Genomic DNA, 17,233 nt, shown 5'->3' with positions numbered 1-17,233 from the left:
CCGCCGACGACCTGCTCATCGGCCCCGCGAGGGACGCCTTCCGCCGCCACCTCACCGGCCGCGGCTACCGTCCCGAGGCCCGCATCGTCCGCGCCCAGCTCGGCCCCGAGGCCGGGATGGTCGGCGCCGCCGACCTCGCCCGGCTCGTCGCCCGCCGCTTCCGCCGCGCCAACCGGCGCCGACCATCCCGGCCTCGGGGCCGAGCTGGGCGCGGACGATGCGGGCCTCGGGACGGTAGCCGCGGCCGGTGAGGTGGCGGCGGAAGGCGTCCCTCGCGGGGCCGATGAGCAGGTCGTCGGCGGCGGAGACGCCACCGCCGATGACGAAGCAGGAGGGATCGAGGGCGGCGGCGAGGTTGGCGATGCCGACGCCGAGCCACTGGCCGATGTCCTGGAACAGCTCGACGCACATGGCGTCGCCCTCGCGGGCGAGCTCGGTGATGAGGGGGCCGGTGATGTCGGGGACGTTCCCCTTGACCCGCTCGATGATCTCGTACGCGACCGGGGAGTCGGCGGCGGCCAGCTCGCGGGCCTCGCGGACCAGCGCGTTCCCCGAGCTGTACTGCTCCCAGCAGCCGCGGTTGCCGCAGGGGCAGCGGTGGCCGCCGGGGACGACCTGCATGTGGCCGAACTCTCCGGCGACCCCGAACTTGCCCCGCTTGACCTGGCCGTCCTCCAGGATGGCGCCGCCGATGCCGGTGCCGAGGGTGATCATGACGAGGTGGTCCTCGCCGCGTCCGGCGCCGAAGCGCCACTCGGCCCAGGCGGCGGTGTTGGCGTCGTTGTCGACCATGACGGGGACGGCGAGGCGGCCCTGGAGGGCGTCGCGGAGGGGTTCGTTGCGCCAGGCGAGGTGCGGGGCGAAGAGTACCCGGGCCCGGTCGGCGTCGACCCAGCCGGCCGCGCCGATGCCGACGGCGTGCACGTCGTGCCGGTCGGAGAGGTCCAGGACGAGTTCGACGATGGTGTCCTCGACGACCTTGGGGCTCTTCGACTTGTCCGGGGTCTCCGTGCGGAGCTTCTCCAGGATGTTGCCGTCGGCGTCGACGACGCCGGCCATCACCTTCGTACCGCCGATGTCGATGCCGACGGTCGGCACCCGGGGCGCCGTCAGGTGGGAGCGCCGCTCCCGGGTCCCGACGGTGCGCAGCACGGTCCCGCGGGCGGATCCCCGGTGGGCGAGGTCACGGTAGGTACTCATCGGCTCCGATTCTGCCAGGTGGGGTGTCAAGGGGCCGTTACGTGCCGGTCGGCCGCTCCAGCTCGTGGCGCAGGTCCTCCAGCTCGCTGCCGCCCGCCATCTGCCGGGTCAACTCGTCGAGGGTGACGGAGTCCTTGGTGTGGCTCGCCGCCATCGCGCCCCGCTTGAGGAGGACGAAACGGTCGCCGACGAGGTAGGCGTGGTGCGGGTTGTGCGTGATGAGGACCACGCCGAGGCCCTCGTCACGGGCGGCGGCGACGTACTTCAGGACGACGCCGGACTGCTTGACGCCGAGCGCGGCGGTCGGCTCGTCGAGGACGAGGACCTTGGCGCCGAAGTGGACGGCGCGGGCGATGGCCACGCACTGGCGCTCGCCGCCGGAGAGGGTGCCGATGGGCTGGTCGACGTCACGCAGGTCGATGCCCATGCGGAGCAGCGCCTCGCGGGTCGTCGTCCGCATCCGCTCGACGTCGAGGCGCTTGAAGGGGCCCTTGCCCTTCGTGGGCTCGGAGCCGAGGAAGAAGTTCCGCCAGACCGGCATGAGGGGGACGACGGCGAGGTCCTGGTAGACGGTGGCGATGCCCCGGTCGAGGGCGTCGCGCGGGTTGGCGAGGGTGACCTCCTCGCCCTCGATGCGGAAGGTTCCGGCGTCGTGCCGGTGGAGGCCGGCGACGATCTTGATGAGGGTGGACTTGCCGGCGCCGTTGTCGCCGAGGACGCAGGAGATCTCGCCCGCGCGGACCTCGAGGGAGACCCCTTCGAGGGCGCGGATGTTGCCGTAGTACTTGCTGACGTCGGCCAGCTCCACCAGCGGAGTGGTCATTTCGTGGCCTCCACGCGCTTGCGGATCCAGGCGTTCAGAAGGGTCGCGAGGAGCAGCATCGCGCCCAGGAAGAACTTGAACCAGTCCGGGTTCCACTCGGCGTACACGATGCCCTTGCTGGTCATGCCGAAGATGAGGGCGCCGACCGCCGAGCCGATGGCCGAGCCGTATCCGCCGGTGATCAGGCAGCCGCCGATGACGGCCGCGATGATGTAGATCAGCTCGTTGCCGACGCCTTCGCCCGACTGGACGACGTCGAAGGAGAAGAGCAGGTGCTGGCCGGAGATCCAGGCGCAGAAGGCCACGCCCATGTAGAGGCCGATCTTCGTGCGGTAGACGGGGACGCCGACCGCGCGGGCCGCGTCGGCGCCGCCGCCGACGGCGAAGATCCAGTTGCCGAAGCGGGTGCGGAGCAGGATCCAGGTGGCGAGCGCGACGAGGGCGAGCCACCACAGGATGGTGACCTTGAACTCGACGCCGCCGATCGTCCACTCCGAGGCGAAGAGCTTCTTGGCGGAGGGGAAGCCCTCCATGTCGGCGATGCTCTTGGTGGAGACGGTGCCGCTGATCAGCTTGGTGAGGCCCAGGTTCAGGCCGGTCAGCATGAGGAAGGTGCCGAGCGTGATGATGAAGCTGGGCAGCTTGGTGCGGGTCAGCATGAAGCCGTTGAAGGCGCCGATCGCGAGGGTGACGAGCAGCGAGACGCCGACGCCGACCCAGACGTTCGCCGTCATCTGGTAGCTGAACATCGAGGAGACCAGCGCGGAGCTGGTGACCAGGACACCGGCGGAGAGGTCGAACTCGCCGCCGATCATCAGCAGGGCGACCGGGACGGCCATGATGCCGATGGTGGAGGCCGCGTAGAGGACGGTGCCGAGGCTGGAGGGCTTGAGGAAGCTGTCGGCGACCACCGCGAAGAAGGCGAAGACGGCGATCGCGCCGACGACCGAGCCGAGCTCGGGGCGGGCGAGCAGCTTCTTCAGCGGGGTGGTGCGGAGGAGTCGTTCGTCGACGTGGTCGACACCGTCCGGGGGCGGGGCGGTGGAGCTCATCGGGTGCCCCGATCCGCGTACTGCTTCAGCGCGGCGGCCTGGTCCTTGGTGATGATCTGGGGGCCGGTCAGGACCGGCTTGCCGCCGCCGAGGACGTCGGCGTTGTAGCGGTAGAGCCAGAGCAGGTCGACGGCCTCGTAGCCCTGGAGGTAGGGCTGCTGGTCGACGGCGAAGCCGAGGGTGCCGGCCTCCAGGGCGGTGGCGACCTTGGCGTTGAGGTCGAAGGTGTCGACCTCGGCCTTGCTGCCGGCGCTCTTCGCGGCCTGGACGGCGGTGTCGGCGAAGGGGGCGCCGAGGGTGACGACGGCGTCGACATCCTTGTCGGACTGGAGCTTGGCCTCGATGGAGGCCTTGACGTCGGGCATGTTGGTGCCGTCGACGTACAGGTTCACGAGCTCGCCGCCGAAGGTCTTCTTCACGCCGGCGCAGCGCTGCTCGTGGCCGACGTTGCCCTGCTCGTGCAGGACGCACAGGGCCTTCTTCTTGCCGCGCTTGTCGAGCTCCTCGCCGACGGCCTCGCCGGCGACGGTCTCGTCCTGGCCGATGTGGGTGAGCGCCCCGTAGGCCTTGGACTGCTCGGCGCCCGAGTTCACGGTGATCACCGGGATGCCGGCCTTGACGGCCTTCTCGACGGCGGCCTTCATGGCGTCGGGCTTGGCGAGGGTGACGATCAGTCCGTCGACGCCCTTGGCGACGTACGAGTCGATCAGCTGCGCCTGCTGCTGGGCCTCGTCGTTGTGGGCGTACAGGAAGTTGATGTTGTCCTTGGCGGCGGCCTGCTTGGCGCCCTTCTGGACGATGTCCCAGAAGGTGTCGCCGTCGCCCGAGTGGGTCACCATGGCGAAGGTCCACCGGGGGGTGTCGACGGCCGCCCTGCCCTGGGCCTCGGCGGCCTTCCGGGCGTCCTCCGCCCGCTTTCCGCCGGTGCTGCTGCACCCGGCGAGCGCCGCGGTGAGTGCGAGGGCGAGGACGGCGCCGACTGCGGCGCGTACCCCTCCTGTCCGAAGCCTGGTCACGAGACCGTGCCCTCCTTTGTGTCCTTCTGCGTGCATTGCAGTATCGGTCATGCGGGTCTTGGCACTGGTCAGGGGCCCCCTCGAGTGGCTAAGGACGGACCATCAGCTGGAACTCGAAGGAGTAGCGGGTCGCCCGGTAGAGGTGGGAGCCGTACTCGACGGCGCGTCCGGTGTCGTCGAAGGTGACGCGCTCCATGGTGAGCAGCGGCGCGCCCTCCGGTTCGTCGAGGAGCGCGGCCTCCTCGGCGGTGGCGGCGCGGGCGCCGACGGCCTGCCGGGCGCTGTGCAGGGTGAGCGCGGCGGAGCGGAGCATGCGGTAGAGGCCGGTGGTCTCCAGCTGTTCGGTGTCGGGCTCGACGATCCCGGCGGGGAGGTGGTTGCAGAGGTACGCCATGGGCTCGCCGTGCGCGGTACGGAGCCGTTCGAGGTAGCGCACCTCGGTGCCCTCCGGTACGCCGAGGGCGGCCGCGACCGGTCCCGCGGCGGGTTCGAGGCGGTTGACCAGGACCCGGGTGGCGGGGCGCTGCCCGGCGGCGGCGAGGTCGTCGTACAGGCTGCTGAGCTCCATCGGGCGGCGCACCCTGCTGTGCACGACCTGGGTGCCGACGCCCCGGCGGCGGACCAGGAGGCCCTTGTCGACGAGGGTCTGGATGGCCTGGCGGACGGTGGGCCGGGAGAGGCCCAGACGGGTGGCGAGGTCGATCTCGTTGCCGAGGAGCGTGCCCGGGGTCAGCGTCCCGTTCTCCACGGCGCTCTCCAGCTGCCGGGCGAGCTGGAAGTAGAGCGGGACCGGACTGGTGCGGTCCACGGAGAGCGGGGGCAGGGGGGATCCGGACTGCTTGGACACGGGGGGAGCGTAGCCCGGGGCGCTGAGGACAGGAAGCTCATGACGGGAAGTCGTGACGTCCGGATGTCCTGACAAATCCTTGACAGTCGGGCCGCCCGCCTCCACGGTGGGGCCATGCGCATCGGACTGATCGGTACGGGACGGATCGGGAGCTTCCACGCGGGTGTGCTGGCCCGGCACCCGGAGGTCGAGTCGCTGGTGGTGGCGGACGCGGACGCCGTCCGGGCGGCCGGCGTGGCGGGGGCGCTCGGGGCGGAGGCGGCGCCGGACGTGGACGCGCTGCTCGGGCACGCCCTGGACGCCGTGGTGATCGCCTCGGCGACGGCCGCGCACGCGGAACTGATCGCCCGCGCCGCCGGGGCGGGCCTGCCCGCCTTCTGCGAGAAGCCGATCGCCCTGGACGTGCCGGGGACCCTCGCCGCGCTCGACGCGGTGGCGGAGGCCGGCACGGTGCTCCAGCTGGGGTTCATGCGCCGCTTCGACGCGGGGTACCTGGCCGCGCGGGAGGCCGTGCGGTCGGGGCGGCTCGGCCGGCTGCACACCGTACGGGCGGTCACCTCCGACCCGGAGCCGCCGCCCGCCACGTACCTGCCGCTCTCCGGCGGTCTCTTCCGCGACTGCCTCGTGCACGACTTCGACATCGTCCGCTGGGTGACGGGGCGGGAGGTCGTCGAGGTGTACGCGACGGGCTCGGACGCGGGCCCGGCCATGTTCCGGGAGGCGGGCGACGTGGACACGGCGGCGGCCGTGCTCACCCTGGACGACGGCACGCTGGCGACGGCGACCGCGACCCGGTGCAACGGCGCCGGGTACGACGTCCGCATGGAGCTGGCGGGCGAGCGGGACCAGATCGTGGTGGGCCTGGACGACCGGTCCCCGCTCGCCTCGGTGGAGCCGCAGGGCCCGCCCGCACCCGGGAAGCCGTGGCCCGGCTTCCTCGAGCGGTTCGCCCCCGCGTACGAGGCGGAGCTGGACGCCTTCGTGCGCCTGGTGCGCGGCGAGGCGCCCAATCCCTGCGACGGCCGGGAGGCCCTGGCGGCGCTCCGGATCGCCGAGGCGTGCGAACGCTCGCGGCGGGAGCGGCGGCCGGTGACGCTCCAGGCCCGGGTCACCACCGGACCGGGAGGTGCCGGACGCCGCGCATGAGGAGGCCCTGCAGCCACTCCCAGGGCTCGGCCTCGGGGTCGAGTTCGAGCCGGGGGAAGCGGTCCAGGAGCGTCCGGAGGGCGATCCTGCCCTCCAGGCGGGCGAGCGGGGCGCCCAGGCAGTGGTGGATGCCGTGGCCGAAGGCGAGGTGGCCCCTGGTGTCGCGGCGGATGTCGAAGCGGTCGGGCTCGGGGAAGCGGGCCGGGTCCCGGTCGAGCGCGCCGATCGCCACCAGGACGGTCTGCCCCGCCGGGATGACGGTGTCGCCGATGGTGACGGGCTCCGCGGTGAAGCGGAAGGTGCCGGTCTCCACCGGCCCGTCGTACCGCAGGGACTCCTCGATCGCCCCGTCGAGGAGGCTCGGGTCGGCGCGCAGGACGGCGAGCTGCTCGGGGTGGGTGAGCAGGTTGCGGACGGTGTTGGAGATCAGGTTGACGGTGGTCTCGTGGCCCGCGATGAGCAGCAGGTAGGCCATGGCGCGGAGTTCGGGTCCGGAGAGCCGGTCGCCGTCCTCGGCGCGGGCGGCGATCAGGCCGGAGAGCAGGTCGTCGGCGGGTCCTGCGGCCCGCTTGTCCTCGATGAGTTCGTCGAGGTAGCCGCCGAAGCCCTCCAGGGCGTCGAGGATGCCGCGCTCGCCGGTCGGGTTGACGAGCTCGTTCGACCAGCCGCGGAACGTCTCGCGGTCCTCGGCGGGGACGCCGAGCAGCTCGCAGATGACGGTGATCGGCAGCGGGAACGCGTAGGCGTCGACGAGGTCGGCGCGGCCGGCCGGTTCCATGGCGTCGGCGAGTTCGTGGGTGAGCCGCTCGATGCGGGGGCGCAGGCTCTCGACCCGGCGGCCGGTGAACTCCGCCGTGACCAGGCGGCGCAGCCGGGTGTGGTCGGGGGCGTCCGCGGCGAGGAGGTGGACGCCGATGATGTCCTCCTCCGGCGGCCGGACGCCGATGACGGAAGGGGACTTGGCGAGCCGGGGATCGGTGAGCGCCGCGCGCCCTTCCTCGTGACCGACGACCAGCCAGAACTGGTAGCCGTCGGGCATCCGTACCTCGTGGACGGGACCTGCTTCACGGAGCTTGGCGTAGTAGGGGTACGGGTTCGCGGTGAAGTCCGCGCCGTACTCCCCCAGTTCGATGACGGACATCGATGAAGACTATCCGACTAGCCGCTTTCCTCCGTGTCGATGAGGCCCGCGTCATGGACGAGGAGCGCGATCTGGACACGGTTGTTGAGGCCGAGCTTGGCGAGGATCCGGGAGACGTGGGCCTTGACCGTGGGGACGCCCATGTACAGCTCGGCGGCGATCTCGGCGTTGGACCGGCCGTGCCCGACGGCGACGGCCACCTCCCGCTCGCGGTCGGCGAGTTCGGCGAGGCGGGTGGCGGCCGTGGCGCGCCGGGGCTGTTCCGGCTGCCGTTCCACGACGTGGGTCATGAGCTGGCGGGTGACGGCCGGGGAGAGGACGGGGTCGCCCGCGGCGACCCGGCGGACGGCGGCGACGATCTCGGCGGGCGGGGTGTCCTTGAGGACGAAGCCGGCGGCGCCGGCCCGCAGGGCGCGCAGCACCTGCTCGTCGGCGTGGAAGGTGGTGAGGACGACGACCTCGGGGGCGCCGGGGAGGGCGCGGAGGCGTTCGGTGGCGGTGAGTCCGTCGACGTGGGGCATGCGGATGTCCATGAGGACGACGTCCGGGGCGTGCCGGGCGACGAGTTCGGGCACTTCGCGGCCGTCGGCGCCCTCGCCGACGATCTCGATGTCGTCGGCGCCGCCGAGCATGAGGGTGAGGCCCGCGCGGACCAGGGGGTCGTCGTCGACGACGAGGAGCCGGATGGTCATGGGGCCACGGTAGCCGCGCGCACGGCGGAATCGGCCGGACGGTCATGGGGCCGCGCAAGCCGCGCGTACGGCGGGATCGGCCGGACGGTCATGCCGGCCACGGAAACCACGCGCACGACGGGAACGGCCGGACGGTCACGCCGGCCACGGCAGCCAGGCGTGCAGGGCGAATCCGCCGTCGGGGGCGGGGCCGTGTTCCATCCGGCCGCCGGCGAGGGCGGCACGTTCGGTGAGGCCGATGAGGCCCTGGCCGGAGCCGGGGACGTGCGGGACCGGGCCCGCGGGAGCCGGGTTGTGAACGTCGACGGTGAGGCCTTCGCCGGGACGGCCCCGGACGGTGACGGTGACCTTCGTGCCGGGGGCGTGCTTCCGGGCGTTCGTGAGGCCCTCCTGCGCGATGCGGTAGACCGTACGGCCGGTGGCGGCGGGCACGGCGGCCGGATCGTCGACCGTGGTGTCGAGGACGACCTCCGTACCGGCCTCGCGGGACTCCTCGACCAGCGAGTCGAGGGTGGCGAGGGTGGGCTGGGGCCGCTCGCCGTCGCCGTTCTCGCCGGGCGCGCGCAGGACGCCGATGATCTCGCGGAGGTCCTGGAGGGCTTCGTGGGCGCTGTCCCGGATGACTCCGGCGGCGCGGGCGATCTGCTCGGGCGGGGCGTCCGGCCGGAACTCCAGGGCTCCGGCGTGCACGCTGAGCAGGGTGAGGCGGTGGGCGAGCACGTCGTGCATCTCGCGGGCGATGGCCTCGCGGGCGAGCCGCTGGGCCTGGGCGGCGCGCAGCTCGGCCTCGGCCTCGGCGCGGCGGGCCCGTTCCCTGAGGGCTTCGACGAGCTGGCGCCGGGAGCGTACGAGCATGCCCCAGGCGGTGACGAGCAGGATGAGGACGAAGCCGAGGGCGATGGAGAGCCCGACGTTCGTGGTGGGGTCGGGGCGGACGAAGACCTGGACGGTGGAGGTGGCGACGGCGAACGCCACGATCCAGCCGACCTCGCGGAAGGGCCGGCGCACGGCGACGCTGAACAGGCTCGCGAGGAGGGCCCCCGCGGCGACCGGGGCGAGGACGTTCACCACGGACAGGGCGACCGCGAGCCCGACCGGCCAGCGGCGGCGCGTCCACAGGGCGCAGCAGGCGGCGGCGCCGGCCAGCTGGTCGAGGAGGGTGACGGTCTCGCTGTTGTACTGCGCGCTGGTGTCGGCGGCGAGGAGGCCGACGAGGGCCGCGAGCAGGAACAGCGAGGTGTCCACGATCCAGTCGCGGACGGTACGGCGGGGCCGGGCGGCCCCGCTCCCGCCCGGTTCGACCAGGTGGGAGGGGAGCAGCCAGCGCTGCCGGTCCGTGCGAGTCATGTCCGCAAATGTACGCAGGTCAGGCCCGGTCCACCGGCCGTACGGGCCGTCCTGCTACTGGAGTCGCGCAGGTCGATACTTTGGTATCGGCCGCCGTAGACGAGCGGCGGACGCGGCCGGCCGGCCCTCGGCTCCATGATCGGATCATGAAGAAGTTTCTCGAGGGCCTCGGGGTGCTCCTGCTCGTGGTCGGCGTGGCAGGGGTGATCCGCGAGGTGACCGGCGGCTGGTTCCATTTCATGGGTCTGACCCGGTTCCTCACGGAGAACGTGGGGTTCCTTGAGGGCCGGGAGCTGTTCACGAACGTCGTCGTCGCGGTCGTCGGCCTGGCGCTGGCGATGGGGGCGAGCCGAATAGCGAAGGACTGACGCGGTCAGGAAGTGCTCGCCTCGTTGAGGCGGGTGACCTCGGCCAGGTGCTCGGCCATGCGGTGGGAGACGGAGCCGCTGGTGTAGAGGACGCCGCCGATGACGGCCACGGGCACGGACGCGCCGAGGACGGCGAGGAGTTCGGGCCAGTCTCGCTCCTCGACGCAGCGGCTGTCGTTGTCGTGGAGGTACTCGCTGGTGAACCGGGAGGTGCACTCCCGGCTGTACTCGCCGCTCTGGTAGGGCGTGAAGAGGAGTACCGCGAGCCAGATCCACAAGAGCACGGCCACGGCGAGGAGCCCGAGTCCCCATGCCTGGGTGCGGCGTGCCCGGGCGCGGAAGTCGATGTCGTACGGCAGTGAGCGCATGGCCGAAGAACCTACCCCGCGTCCTGGTCGGCCGTGCGACGGCCCCAACTGGTGCCCGCGAGAACGAGGATCGCGCCCGCGAGGCCGAGGGCGCCGGGGCGGTCGCCGGCGAGGGCGATGCCCGCGGCGGCGGCCCAGAGCGGCTCCGTGCCGAGGAGGAGGCTGACCCGGGAGGGGGAGGTGCGGCGGACGGCCCACATCTGGACGAAGAAGGCGAAGAGCGTGCAGAAGACGGAGAGGAAGAGGAGCCCGGCCCACTCGCGCGGGCCGAAGTCGAGGGCCACGGCCCAGGGCGAGGCGCCGGTGCCGGGGAGGGCGGCGATGACGGCGAACACGGCGACGGCGGAGCCGAGCTGGACGGTGGTGAGGGAGAGCGAGTCGGCCGAGCGGACCGCCTTGATCCGGGACATGGCCAGGACGTGGACGGTACGGGCGAGGGCGGCGAGCAGCATGAGGAGATCGCCGAGGGAGGGGGTGGTGAAACCCCCGCCCTGGGTCAGCAGGACGACGCCGGCGACGGAGAGCGCGGCGGCGGCGAGGAAGCCGCGGGAAGGGAGGACCCGGGTGACGGCGGCCTCGGCGAGCGGGGTGAAGATCATGGTGAGGCTGATGATCAGGCCCGCGTTGGTGGCGGAGGTGTGGACGACGCCGTACGTCTCCAGGAGGAAGATCCCGCTGAGGATCAGTCCGAGGGTCGCGGCGCCGCGCCACTGGGCCGCGTTCAGGGCCCGGAGCCTGCGCCACCCCGCGGCGGCGAGGACGGGCAGCACCACGGCGAACCGCAGCACGAGGACCGCGATGACGGTGTGGCCGGTGGTGATGCCCTTGGCCGCGAGGTAGCTGGCGCCCCAGACGACGGCGACGAGAAGGACGGGCAGGTCGGTGAGCCAGGCGCGGCGGGGCGCGCCGAGGGACACGGGTGCGGCGATCGAAGCGGACATCGCGGGCCGGTTCTCCAACTCTTGAAGCGGGGTGGAGACTTCGACGGCTCGCACTCGGAGGGATCACCGTAACCGGGGTGGACCCGTGGTGGCTACACCGTTCCTGCGGTACGGATCAGTAGCTGCCGTAGGTGGGGCGGCCGGCCAGCTCGTACGTGTGGAGGGCGACGCCCGTGCCGGTGGTGCGCGCGTCGGTGAGGCGGAAGGTGCTGGGGCGGACCCCGTCGGTGAAGAGGCGGCGGCCGGTGCCCAGGACCACGGGGAAGACGTGCAGGTGGAGGGTGTCGATCAGGTCGTGGTCGAGGAGCGTGCGGGCGAGGCCGGCGCTGCCGTGCATCTGGATCTCGCCGTCGAGGCGGTCCTTGAGGGCGGCGACCTCCTTGACGACGTCACCGCGAAGGAGGGTGGTGTTCTCCCAGTCGGCGGAGGCGAGGGTGGTCGTGGCGACGTACTTGGGGAGGTGGTTGAGCTTGGAGGCGACGGGGTCGGCGGGGTCGTCGTGCTTGGGCCAGTAGCCCGAGAAGATGTCGTAGGTGCGGCGGCCGAGGAGGAAGGCGGTCGGCCGGGCGAAGATCTCGGTGATGCGCCGCCCGAAGTCCTCGTCGCCGAACGGCACGGACCAGCCGCCGTACTCGAAGCCGCCGCTGGGGTCCTCCTCGGGCCCTCCGGGGGCCTGGATGACGCCGTCGAGGGTGAGGAACTGGGTGAGGCTGAGGGTGGCCATGGTGGATGCCCTTTCTTTCTCCGGACCATCGTGTCTCACCCCTTCCGACTCCACCGCCCGGCGGAAGTCATCGGTGAGTCGGAGTCCGATTCCCGCCAGCGTCCGGGCGCCCCGCCGACTTTCATTGAACCCGCAACCAGTTGGTGTCACTCACGGAGGTTTCGGGATGTCCACGATGAACGGCACGGCGGTCCTGGTGACGGGCGGCAGCCGGGGGATCGGCGCGGCGACGGCGGTGCGGCTGGCCCGGGAGGGCGCCGACGTGGCCTTCACCTACGTCCAGGACGAGGGCCGGGCCAAGGAGGTCGCGGCGCGGATCGAGGCGGCCGGCCGCAGGGCGCTGCCCCTGCGGGCCGACGCGGCCGACGCCGGGGACGCGGCGGGTGCGGTGGAGTGGGCGGCGGACGCGCTGGGGCGTCTCGACGTGCTGGTGAACAACGTCGGCGCGGGCGTCCTCGGTCCGCTGGAGTCGCTCTCCCTCGCGGACGTGGACCGGGTCCTCTCGGTGAACGTCCGGGCGGCCTTCCTCGCCTCGCAGGCGGCGGCCGCGCGCTTCTCCGAGGGCGGCAGGATCGTCACGATCGGCACCTGCATGACCCAGCGGGTGCCGGGCCCCGGCGGGACCCTCTACACGATGAGCAAGGCGGCGCTGATCGGCCTGACGAAGGCGCTCGCGCGGGAGCTGGGCGGGCGCGGCATCACGGCGAACATCGTCCACCCCGGTCCCGTCGACACCGACATGAACCCGGCGGACGGGCCGTACGCGGAGGGGCAGGCGGCCATGACGGCGCTCGGCCGCTTCGGCACCCCGGACGAGGTGGCGGCGATGGTCGCCTTCCTGGCGGGGCCCGGCGGGCGGTACGTGACGGGCGCCGAGTTCTCGGTGGACGGCGGGCACGCCGCGTGACCCCGTGAAAAGCCGCGTGACCCTGTGAAAAGGGGAGGCGCGAGGGCGCACCGGTGCTGTCGGGTCGGTGCGCCCTCGCGGGCCGGGCGGGGTGTCGTACCCGCCCAGTTCAGGGGGAGCCCGCTAGCCGCCGAGCTCCTGGTGGCGGGCGGTCAGCCGCGCCGTACCGGCCTCCGTGAGGGAGCCGAAGAGACGGAGGCGGGAGATGCCGCCGTCCGGGTAGATGTCGATGCGGACGCGGGAGCCGACCGCCGGGGCGTCGAGCACGAACCGGTGGTTGGTGTCGGGCTGGAGGCGGGTCCGGGGCAGGATCTCGGTCCACTCCTCCGAGCCCTCGGCGGCGACGGAGAGGGCGGCCCAGCCGGCGCTGTTGCCCTTGAGGTAGGCGGTGTCGATCTCGACGGCGCGGATCTCGGACTCGGCGACCAGGCCGTAGCGGATCCAGTCGTTGCCCTTGTCGCGGCGGCGGCGGGTCTCCCAGCCGTCGTCCATCTTGCGGGAGCGGCCCGGCTGGATGGTGTTGGTGGCCGGGGAGTAGAAGCGGTCCGAGGCGTCCTCGACCCGGCCGCCGTTCTCCAGGGCGGCGAGGTCGAAGGTGCCGAGGACGCCCAGCCACGCCGGGTCGGGGGCGACTTCGCCGTAGACGCGGAGGCGGGCGATGCCGCCGTCCGGGTGCTGGTTGACGCGCAGGTGCGTGAAGCGCTGCTCGACGTCGACGGCGAAGCCGTTGGCGGCGTGGCCGCCGACCGCGGTGCGCGGGACGAGCGTCGTCCACTTCACGTCGTCGGCGAGGAGCTCCTCGGGCGAGGGCGAGCCGGGCACGGAGGCGGCCTCGACGGAGACGGCCTGCGGGTAGTTGCCGCGGAAGTGGGCGGTGTCGACGACGATGCCGCGGACGACGCCGGGGGCGCCGAGGCGTACGAGGGCCCAGTCGTGGTCGTCCTCGGTGGGGTGCGGCTGCTGAGCGGAGACGCCACGGCGGCGGCGGGTCTCCCAGCCGTCCATGATCTTGCCCTTGTGGCCGAAGTGCTCGGGGTCGAACTCGGCGGCCTCGGGCTTCAGCAGGTTCTCGCGCTCGGCGAAGAACTCGTCGTTGGCCGCGATGACGCCCGCGCCCAGACGCCGGTCCGCGAGGTCCGCGTACTGGGTGAAGGGGAAGTCGGCCGTCCGGTAGTCGGCGTACGGGTCGCCGCCGCCGTAGGGGCTGGCGTCACCGGTGAAGCTGGGTATGGACGACACGTCAGTTGTTCCTTTCGAGGAGGCGGCCGGTGGGCTCGGTGAGGGTGCCGTGGTCGGCGATCTTCTCGCCGCGCAGCCAGGTGGAGGTGACGACGCCGTCGAGGGTCTTGCCGGCGTAGGCGGTGATCCGGTTGCGGTGCTGCAGGTCGGCCGGGTCGACGGTGAAGGTGGCGTCCGGGTCCAGGACCGCGAAGTCGGCGTCCCGGCCGGCCTCGATCGCGCCCTTGCGGGACAGCCCCGCCAGCCGGGCCGGGCCCGCCGACATCCAGCGGACCACGTCCTCCAGGGTGTGGCCGCGGCGCCGGGCCTCGGTCCAGATCGCCGGCAGGCCCAGCTGCAGGGAGGAGATGCCGCCCCACGCGGAGGCGAAGTCGCCCGTCTTCAGGTCGGCGGTGGAGGGCGAGTGGTCGGAGACGATGCAGTCGATCGTGCCGTCCGCGAGCCCCTGCCACAGGGCGTCCTGGTTCGACGCCTCGCGGATGGGCGGGCAGCACTTGAACTCCGTCGCCCCGTCCGGGATCTCCTCCGCGGTCAGGGTCAGGAAGTGCGGACAGGACTCCACCGTGATCTTCACGCCCTCCGCCTTCGCCGCCGCGAGCGCCGGCAGCGCGTCGGAGGAGGACAGGTGCAGCACGTGGACGCGGGCGCCGAGCCGGCGGGCCTGGTTGATCAGGTTCTCGATCGCCGTGTTCTCCGCGTCCCTGGGGCGGGAGGCCAGGAAGTCGGCGTACGCGCTGCCGGAGCGCTGCGGGGCGGCCGCCAGGTGGTGGGGGTCCTCGGCGTGCACGATCATCAGGCCGTCGAAACCGGCGATCTCCGCCAGCGAGGTCGCCAGCTGCTCCTGGTCGAGCTCGGGGAACTCCTCCACCCCGGAGGGGGACAGGAAGCACTTGAAGCCGAACACGCCGGCGTCGTGCAGCGGGCGCAGGTCCTTGACGTTGTCGGGCAGCGCGCCGCCCCAGAAGCCGACGTCGATGTGGGCCTTGGTGCGGGCCACGTCCTGCTTGACGCGCAGGTGCTCCACCGTGGTGGTCGGCGGCAGCGAGTTCAGCGGCATGTCGAGCAGGGTGGTGATGCCGCCGGCCGCGGCGGCGCGGGTGGCGGTCCAGAACCCCTCCCACTCGGTGCGGCCGGGGTCGTTCACGTGCACGTGGGTGTCGACCAGTCCGGGCAGGACGACGTCGTCGCCGACGTCCTCGAGGCGGGCGCCGGCCGGTACCTCGGCGTCGTAGGGCAGCACGCCCGCGATCGTCCCGCCGGAGACGGCGATCGACGCCGGACGCGTCCCCTCGGGGGTGATGACGCGTGTCGAACGCAGGACCAGGTTGACGTCCACCCGTACCCCTTCTTCATGCACTTCAACGGGAATTTCAACGAACTGTTGAAAAGGAGTCTTCACTTCCGGGCGACGGGTCGTCAAGGGCACACTTCCAGCATCGGCCGTCGGCGAAGCAGACCTAGATGTTTCCACAAAGTGGAACGTAAATTCCGTACAGTAGAACGTAGCTCCGCACATGCGAGCAAGACCCGGACTGCCGCGGGCCGCCGCCGACACCGGACAAACACCCCCTGACCGGCGCTGACGCCGGGACCGGGACCGTGTGCCCCGCCCGGCGGCCCGGTAGGCTGCTGCCTCGCCCGCCTGCCCCGAAAGGACCGTTGACGTGCCGACGTCCAGCGCCAGCACCACCGACGCCGCCAAACCCGCCGCGAGCGGGGGCGTCCAGTCCCTTGAGCGCGCCTTCGACCTCCTGGAGCGGATGGCCGACGCCGGGGGCGAGGTCGGGCTGAGCGAGCTCTCCGCCAGCAGCGGACTTCCGCTCCCCACCATCCACCGCCTGATGCGCACCCTCGTCGCCTGCGGCTACGTGCGCCAGCAGCCCAACCGCCGGTACGCGCTCGGCCCCCGGCTCATCCGGCTCGGCGAGTCCGCCTCCCGCCTCCTCGGCACCTGGGCCCGCCCCTACCTGGCGCGGCTCGTCGAGGAGACCGGCGAGACCGCGAACATGGCGCTGCTCGACGGCGACGAGATCGTGTACGTGGCGCAGGTGCCGTCCAAGCACTCGATGCGCATGTTCACCGAGGTCGGCCGCCGCGTCCTGCCGCACTCGACCGGCGTCGGCAAGGCGCTCCTCGCGTACACCCCGGCGGAGGAGGTGCGCGCGCTGCTCGCCCGCACCGGCATGCCGGCCGCGACCGAGAAGACCATCACCACCCCGGACGGCTTCCTCGACGCGCTCGTCGCGGTCCGCGAGACGGGGTACGCGGTCGACGACAACGAGCAGGAGATAGGAGTCCGCTGCCTCGCGGTCTCCGTACCGGACTCCCCCACCGCGGCGGCCATCTCCATCTCGGGCCCGGCGGGCCGGGTCACCGAGGCGGCCACGGAGAAGATCGTCCCGATCCTCCAGGAAGTGGCCCGCGAGCTGTCGGCGGCCCTGGCGAACACCTCGGGCAACCACCAGGGCTAAGGGCCGCGTACGGTCCGGGGCGGATCCCGCTCGCGGAGGAGTCGCCGACTACCGCGGACGCGGTAGCTCGGGGCGTTCCTGCCGCGTCCGCGGCAGCGTGAAGTGACCACGACCGCGGGACGACGGGCGGCGGGTCCGGCGGACATCCTCGGGTGGTCCCGTTCCCGTGAGGAGAAGGAGCACCTCATGTCCGTCCGCACCGTGCTCGCCGTGACCGGAGCCGTCCTGGCCGGCGGTCTCGCGCTCGCCGTCCCGGCGGCCGCCGACCCCGCCGTCCAGCCGGTCGCCGCGAGCGTCTACACCCTGAGCGTCGGCCGCGTCACCTCCTCCTCGGCGGCGCTCGTCGGCCTCCTCGGGGTGGTCAACGGCGGCCTCGCCCTGTCCCGTGCGACGGGCCGGGGCCACCTCCGCACCTGGGCCCGCCGGAACGGGGCCGTCACCGCTCTCGCCGCCGGGCTGATCGCCGTGGCCGCCGGCGGGGCGGTCGCGGCCACCGCCGACGGCGGCCTCGGCACCGGCAACGGGCTCGGCGGCGCCTGTGTCGCCGTCCTCGTGGGCCTGGTCGCCCTCACCCTCGGATGGCGGGCCCGGTCCCGCCGGTCCGGCTGACGCGAGGGCTCAGGCCCGTACCGGCGCCTCCGCGAGCCGCCCGTCCTGCACCGTCACCGTGTGGTCCGTACGGGCCAGGTGCGTACGGTCGTGGGTGACGAGGACCGTCGCCGTCCCCCGCTCCGCCGTCAGCGTGGCCAGGAGGTCCATCACCGCCGCCCCCCGCTCGTGGTCCAGGGCGCTCGTCGGCTCGTCGACCAGGAGCACGGACGGCTCGTTCATCAGCGCCCGCGCGATGTTCACGCGCTGCCGCTGGCCGCCCGACAGCTGGTGCGGCCGCCGGTGCGCCTGGTCCGCGAGGCCCACCGCGCCGAGGAGGTCAAGTGCCCGGTCGCGTACGGA

At 72.8% G+C, this 17,233-nt stretch carries 19 protein-coding genes; 5 read left to right on the top strand and 14 right to left on the bottom strand.

Translation table 11 applies throughout. The features are described from left to right. Nucleotides 1-51: 51 nt before the first annotated feature. From CCN56_RS09960 to CCN56_RS09940, 5 genes are all read right to left on the bottom strand, one after another. On the bottom strand, nt 52-1,200 hold the full coding sequence (locus CCN56_RS09960) for an ROK family glucokinase (RefSeq protein WP_306300595.1): 1,149 nt from the start codon (nt 1,198-1,200) through the stop codon (nt 52-54). A gap of 37 nt (nt 1,201-1,237) precedes the next feature. Next, a complete protein-coding gene (locus CCN56_RS09955) occupies nt 1,238-2,023 on the bottom strand; it encodes an ATP-binding cassette domain-containing protein (RefSeq protein WP_086825623.1) in 786 nt (261 codons plus the stop codon). After that, nucleotides 2,020-3,075, bottom strand: coding sequence for an ABC transporter permease (locus CCN56_RS09950; RefSeq protein WP_086825621.1), 1,056 nt, complete (start codon nt 3,073-3,075; stop codon nt 2,020-2,022). The genes CCN56_RS09955 and CCN56_RS09950 overlap by 4 nt, the downstream gene beginning before the upstream one ends. Next, complete coding sequence (locus CCN56_RS09945; RefSeq protein ID WP_086825619.1) at nt 3,072-4,091, bottom strand: sugar ABC transporter substrate-binding protein; 1,020 nt, start codon at nt 4,089-4,091, stop codon at nt 3,072-3,074. Before CCN56_RS09945 ends, CCN56_RS09950 begins: the two co-directional genes overlap by 4 nt. An 88-nt stretch (nt 4,092-4,179) precedes the next feature. Continuing rightward, a complete protein-coding gene (locus CCN56_RS09940) occupies nt 4,180-4,899 on the bottom strand; it encodes a GntR family transcriptional regulator (RefSeq protein WP_086825617.1) in 720 nt (239 codons plus the stop codon). Nucleotides 4,900-5,052: 153 nt separating this feature from the next. Between CCN56_RS09940 and CCN56_RS09935 the strand changes: the two genes are divergently transcribed. Continuing rightward, a complete protein-coding gene (locus tag CCN56_RS09935) occupies nt 5,053-6,084 on the top strand; it encodes a Gfo/Idh/MocA family oxidoreductase (protein ID WP_086825615.1) in 1,032 nt (343 codons plus the stop codon). On the opposite strand, the gene CCN56_RS09930 is transcribed toward CCN56_RS09935, so the two are convergent. The 3 genes from CCN56_RS09930 to CCN56_RS09920 all read right to left on the bottom strand — a co-directional run bounded on the left by CCN56_RS09930 (nt 6,047) and on the right by CCN56_RS09920 (nt 9,264). After that, entirely contained in the window at nt 6,047-7,225 is a 1,179-nt protein-coding gene (locus CCN56_RS09930; protein WP_086825614.1) for a cytochrome P450, read from the bottom strand. The two genes, CCN56_RS09935 and CCN56_RS09930, sit on opposite strands and share 38 nt — an antisense overlap. Nucleotides 7,226-7,242: 17 nt before the next feature. Beyond that, the gene (locus CCN56_RS09925; protein ID WP_086825612.1) at nt 7,243-7,917 is read right to left on the bottom strand and encodes a response regulator transcription factor; all 675 of its coding nucleotides are present in this window, start codon (nt 7,915-7,917) and stop codon (nt 7,243-7,245) included. 135 nt (nt 7,918-8,052) lie between these two features. Further along, nucleotides 8,053-9,264, bottom strand: coding sequence for a histidine kinase (locus tag CCN56_RS09920; protein ID WP_086825610.1), 1,212 nt, complete (start codon nt 9,262-9,264; stop codon nt 8,053-8,055). A gap of 146 nt (nt 9,265-9,410) precedes the next feature. Between CCN56_RS09920 and CCN56_RS09915 the strand changes: the two genes are divergently transcribed. Further along, nucleotides 9,411-9,632 (top strand): hypothetical protein, encoded by a 222-nt coding sequence (locus CCN56_RS09915; RefSeq protein ID WP_086825609.1) that lies wholly within the window; start codon nt 9,411-9,413, stop codon nt 9,630-9,632. Between the two features lie 5 nt (nt 9,633-9,637). Here the strand turns inward: CCN56_RS09915 and CCN56_RS09910 are convergent, their stop codons facing one another. The 3 genes from CCN56_RS09910 to CCN56_RS09900 form a co-directional block, all read right to left on the bottom strand. Continuing rightward, complete coding sequence (locus CCN56_RS09910) at nt 9,638-10,000, bottom strand: hypothetical protein (RefSeq protein ID WP_086825607.1); 363 nt, start codon at nt 9,998-10,000, stop codon at nt 9,638-9,640. 11 nt (nt 10,001-10,011) lie between these two features. Then, on the bottom strand, nt 10,012-10,941 hold the full coding sequence (locus CCN56_RS09905) for a DMT family transporter (RefSeq protein WP_086825605.1): 930 nt from the start codon (nt 10,939-10,941) through the stop codon (nt 10,012-10,014). A 115-nt stretch (nt 10,942-11,056) separates the two neighbouring features. Continuing rightward, complete coding sequence (locus CCN56_RS09900) at nt 11,057-11,665, bottom strand: dihydrofolate reductase family protein (protein WP_086825603.1); 609 nt, start codon at nt 11,663-11,665, stop codon at nt 11,057-11,059. Between the two features lie 166 nt (nt 11,666-11,831). Between CCN56_RS09900 and CCN56_RS09895 the strand changes: the two genes are divergently transcribed. After that, nucleotides 11,832-12,572, top strand: a complete 741-nt coding sequence (locus CCN56_RS09895; RefSeq protein ID WP_086825601.1) for an SDR family NAD(P)-dependent oxidoreductase — start codon at nt 11,832-11,834, stop codon at nt 12,570-12,572. Between the two features lie 123 nt (nt 12,573-12,695). On the opposite strand, the gene alc is transcribed toward CCN56_RS09895, so the two are convergent. Next, nucleotides 12,696-13,811, bottom strand: coding sequence for an allantoicase (alc, locus tag CCN56_RS09890; protein WP_086825599.1), 1,116 nt, complete (start codon nt 13,809-13,811; stop codon nt 12,696-12,698). A 1-nt stretch (nt 13,812) separates the two neighbouring features. Further along, nucleotides 13,813-15,147: an allantoinase AllB gene (allB, locus tag CCN56_RS09885; RefSeq protein WP_086825598.1), complete on the bottom strand. Its 1,335-nt coding sequence runs from the start codon at nt 15,145-15,147 to the stop codon at nt 13,813-13,815. Nucleotides 15,148-15,475: 328 nt separating this feature from the next. Between allB and CCN56_RS09880 the strand changes: the two genes are divergently transcribed. Both CCN56_RS09880 and CCN56_RS09875 read left to right on the top strand, forming a co-directional pair. Then, a complete protein-coding gene (locus CCN56_RS09880; protein ID WP_086825596.1) occupies nt 15,476-16,282 on the top strand; it encodes an IclR family transcriptional regulator in 807 nt (268 codons plus the stop codon). 186 nt (nt 16,283-16,468) lie between these two features. Further along, entirely contained in the window at nt 16,469-16,891 is a 423-nt protein-coding gene (locus tag CCN56_RS09875; RefSeq protein WP_086825594.1) for a DUF6223 family protein, read from the top strand. A gap of 9 nt (nt 16,892-16,900) precedes the next feature. Here CCN56_RS09875 and CCN56_RS09870 read toward each other — a convergent pair. After that, nucleotides 16,901-17,233 (bottom strand): ATP-binding cassette domain-containing protein (locus tag CCN56_RS09870; RefSeq protein ID WP_143664480.1); only part of this gene is annotated, 333 nt, incomplete at its 5' end.

Origin of the sequence: Streptomyces sp. NRRL B-24572 (assembly GCF_002156145.1) — a bacterium.
Taxonomy (GTDB): Bacteria; Actinomycetota; Actinomycetes; order Streptomycetales; family Streptomycetaceae; genus Streptomyces; species Streptomyces vietnamensis.
This window is presented reverse-complemented; position numbering and strand designations above follow the sequence as displayed.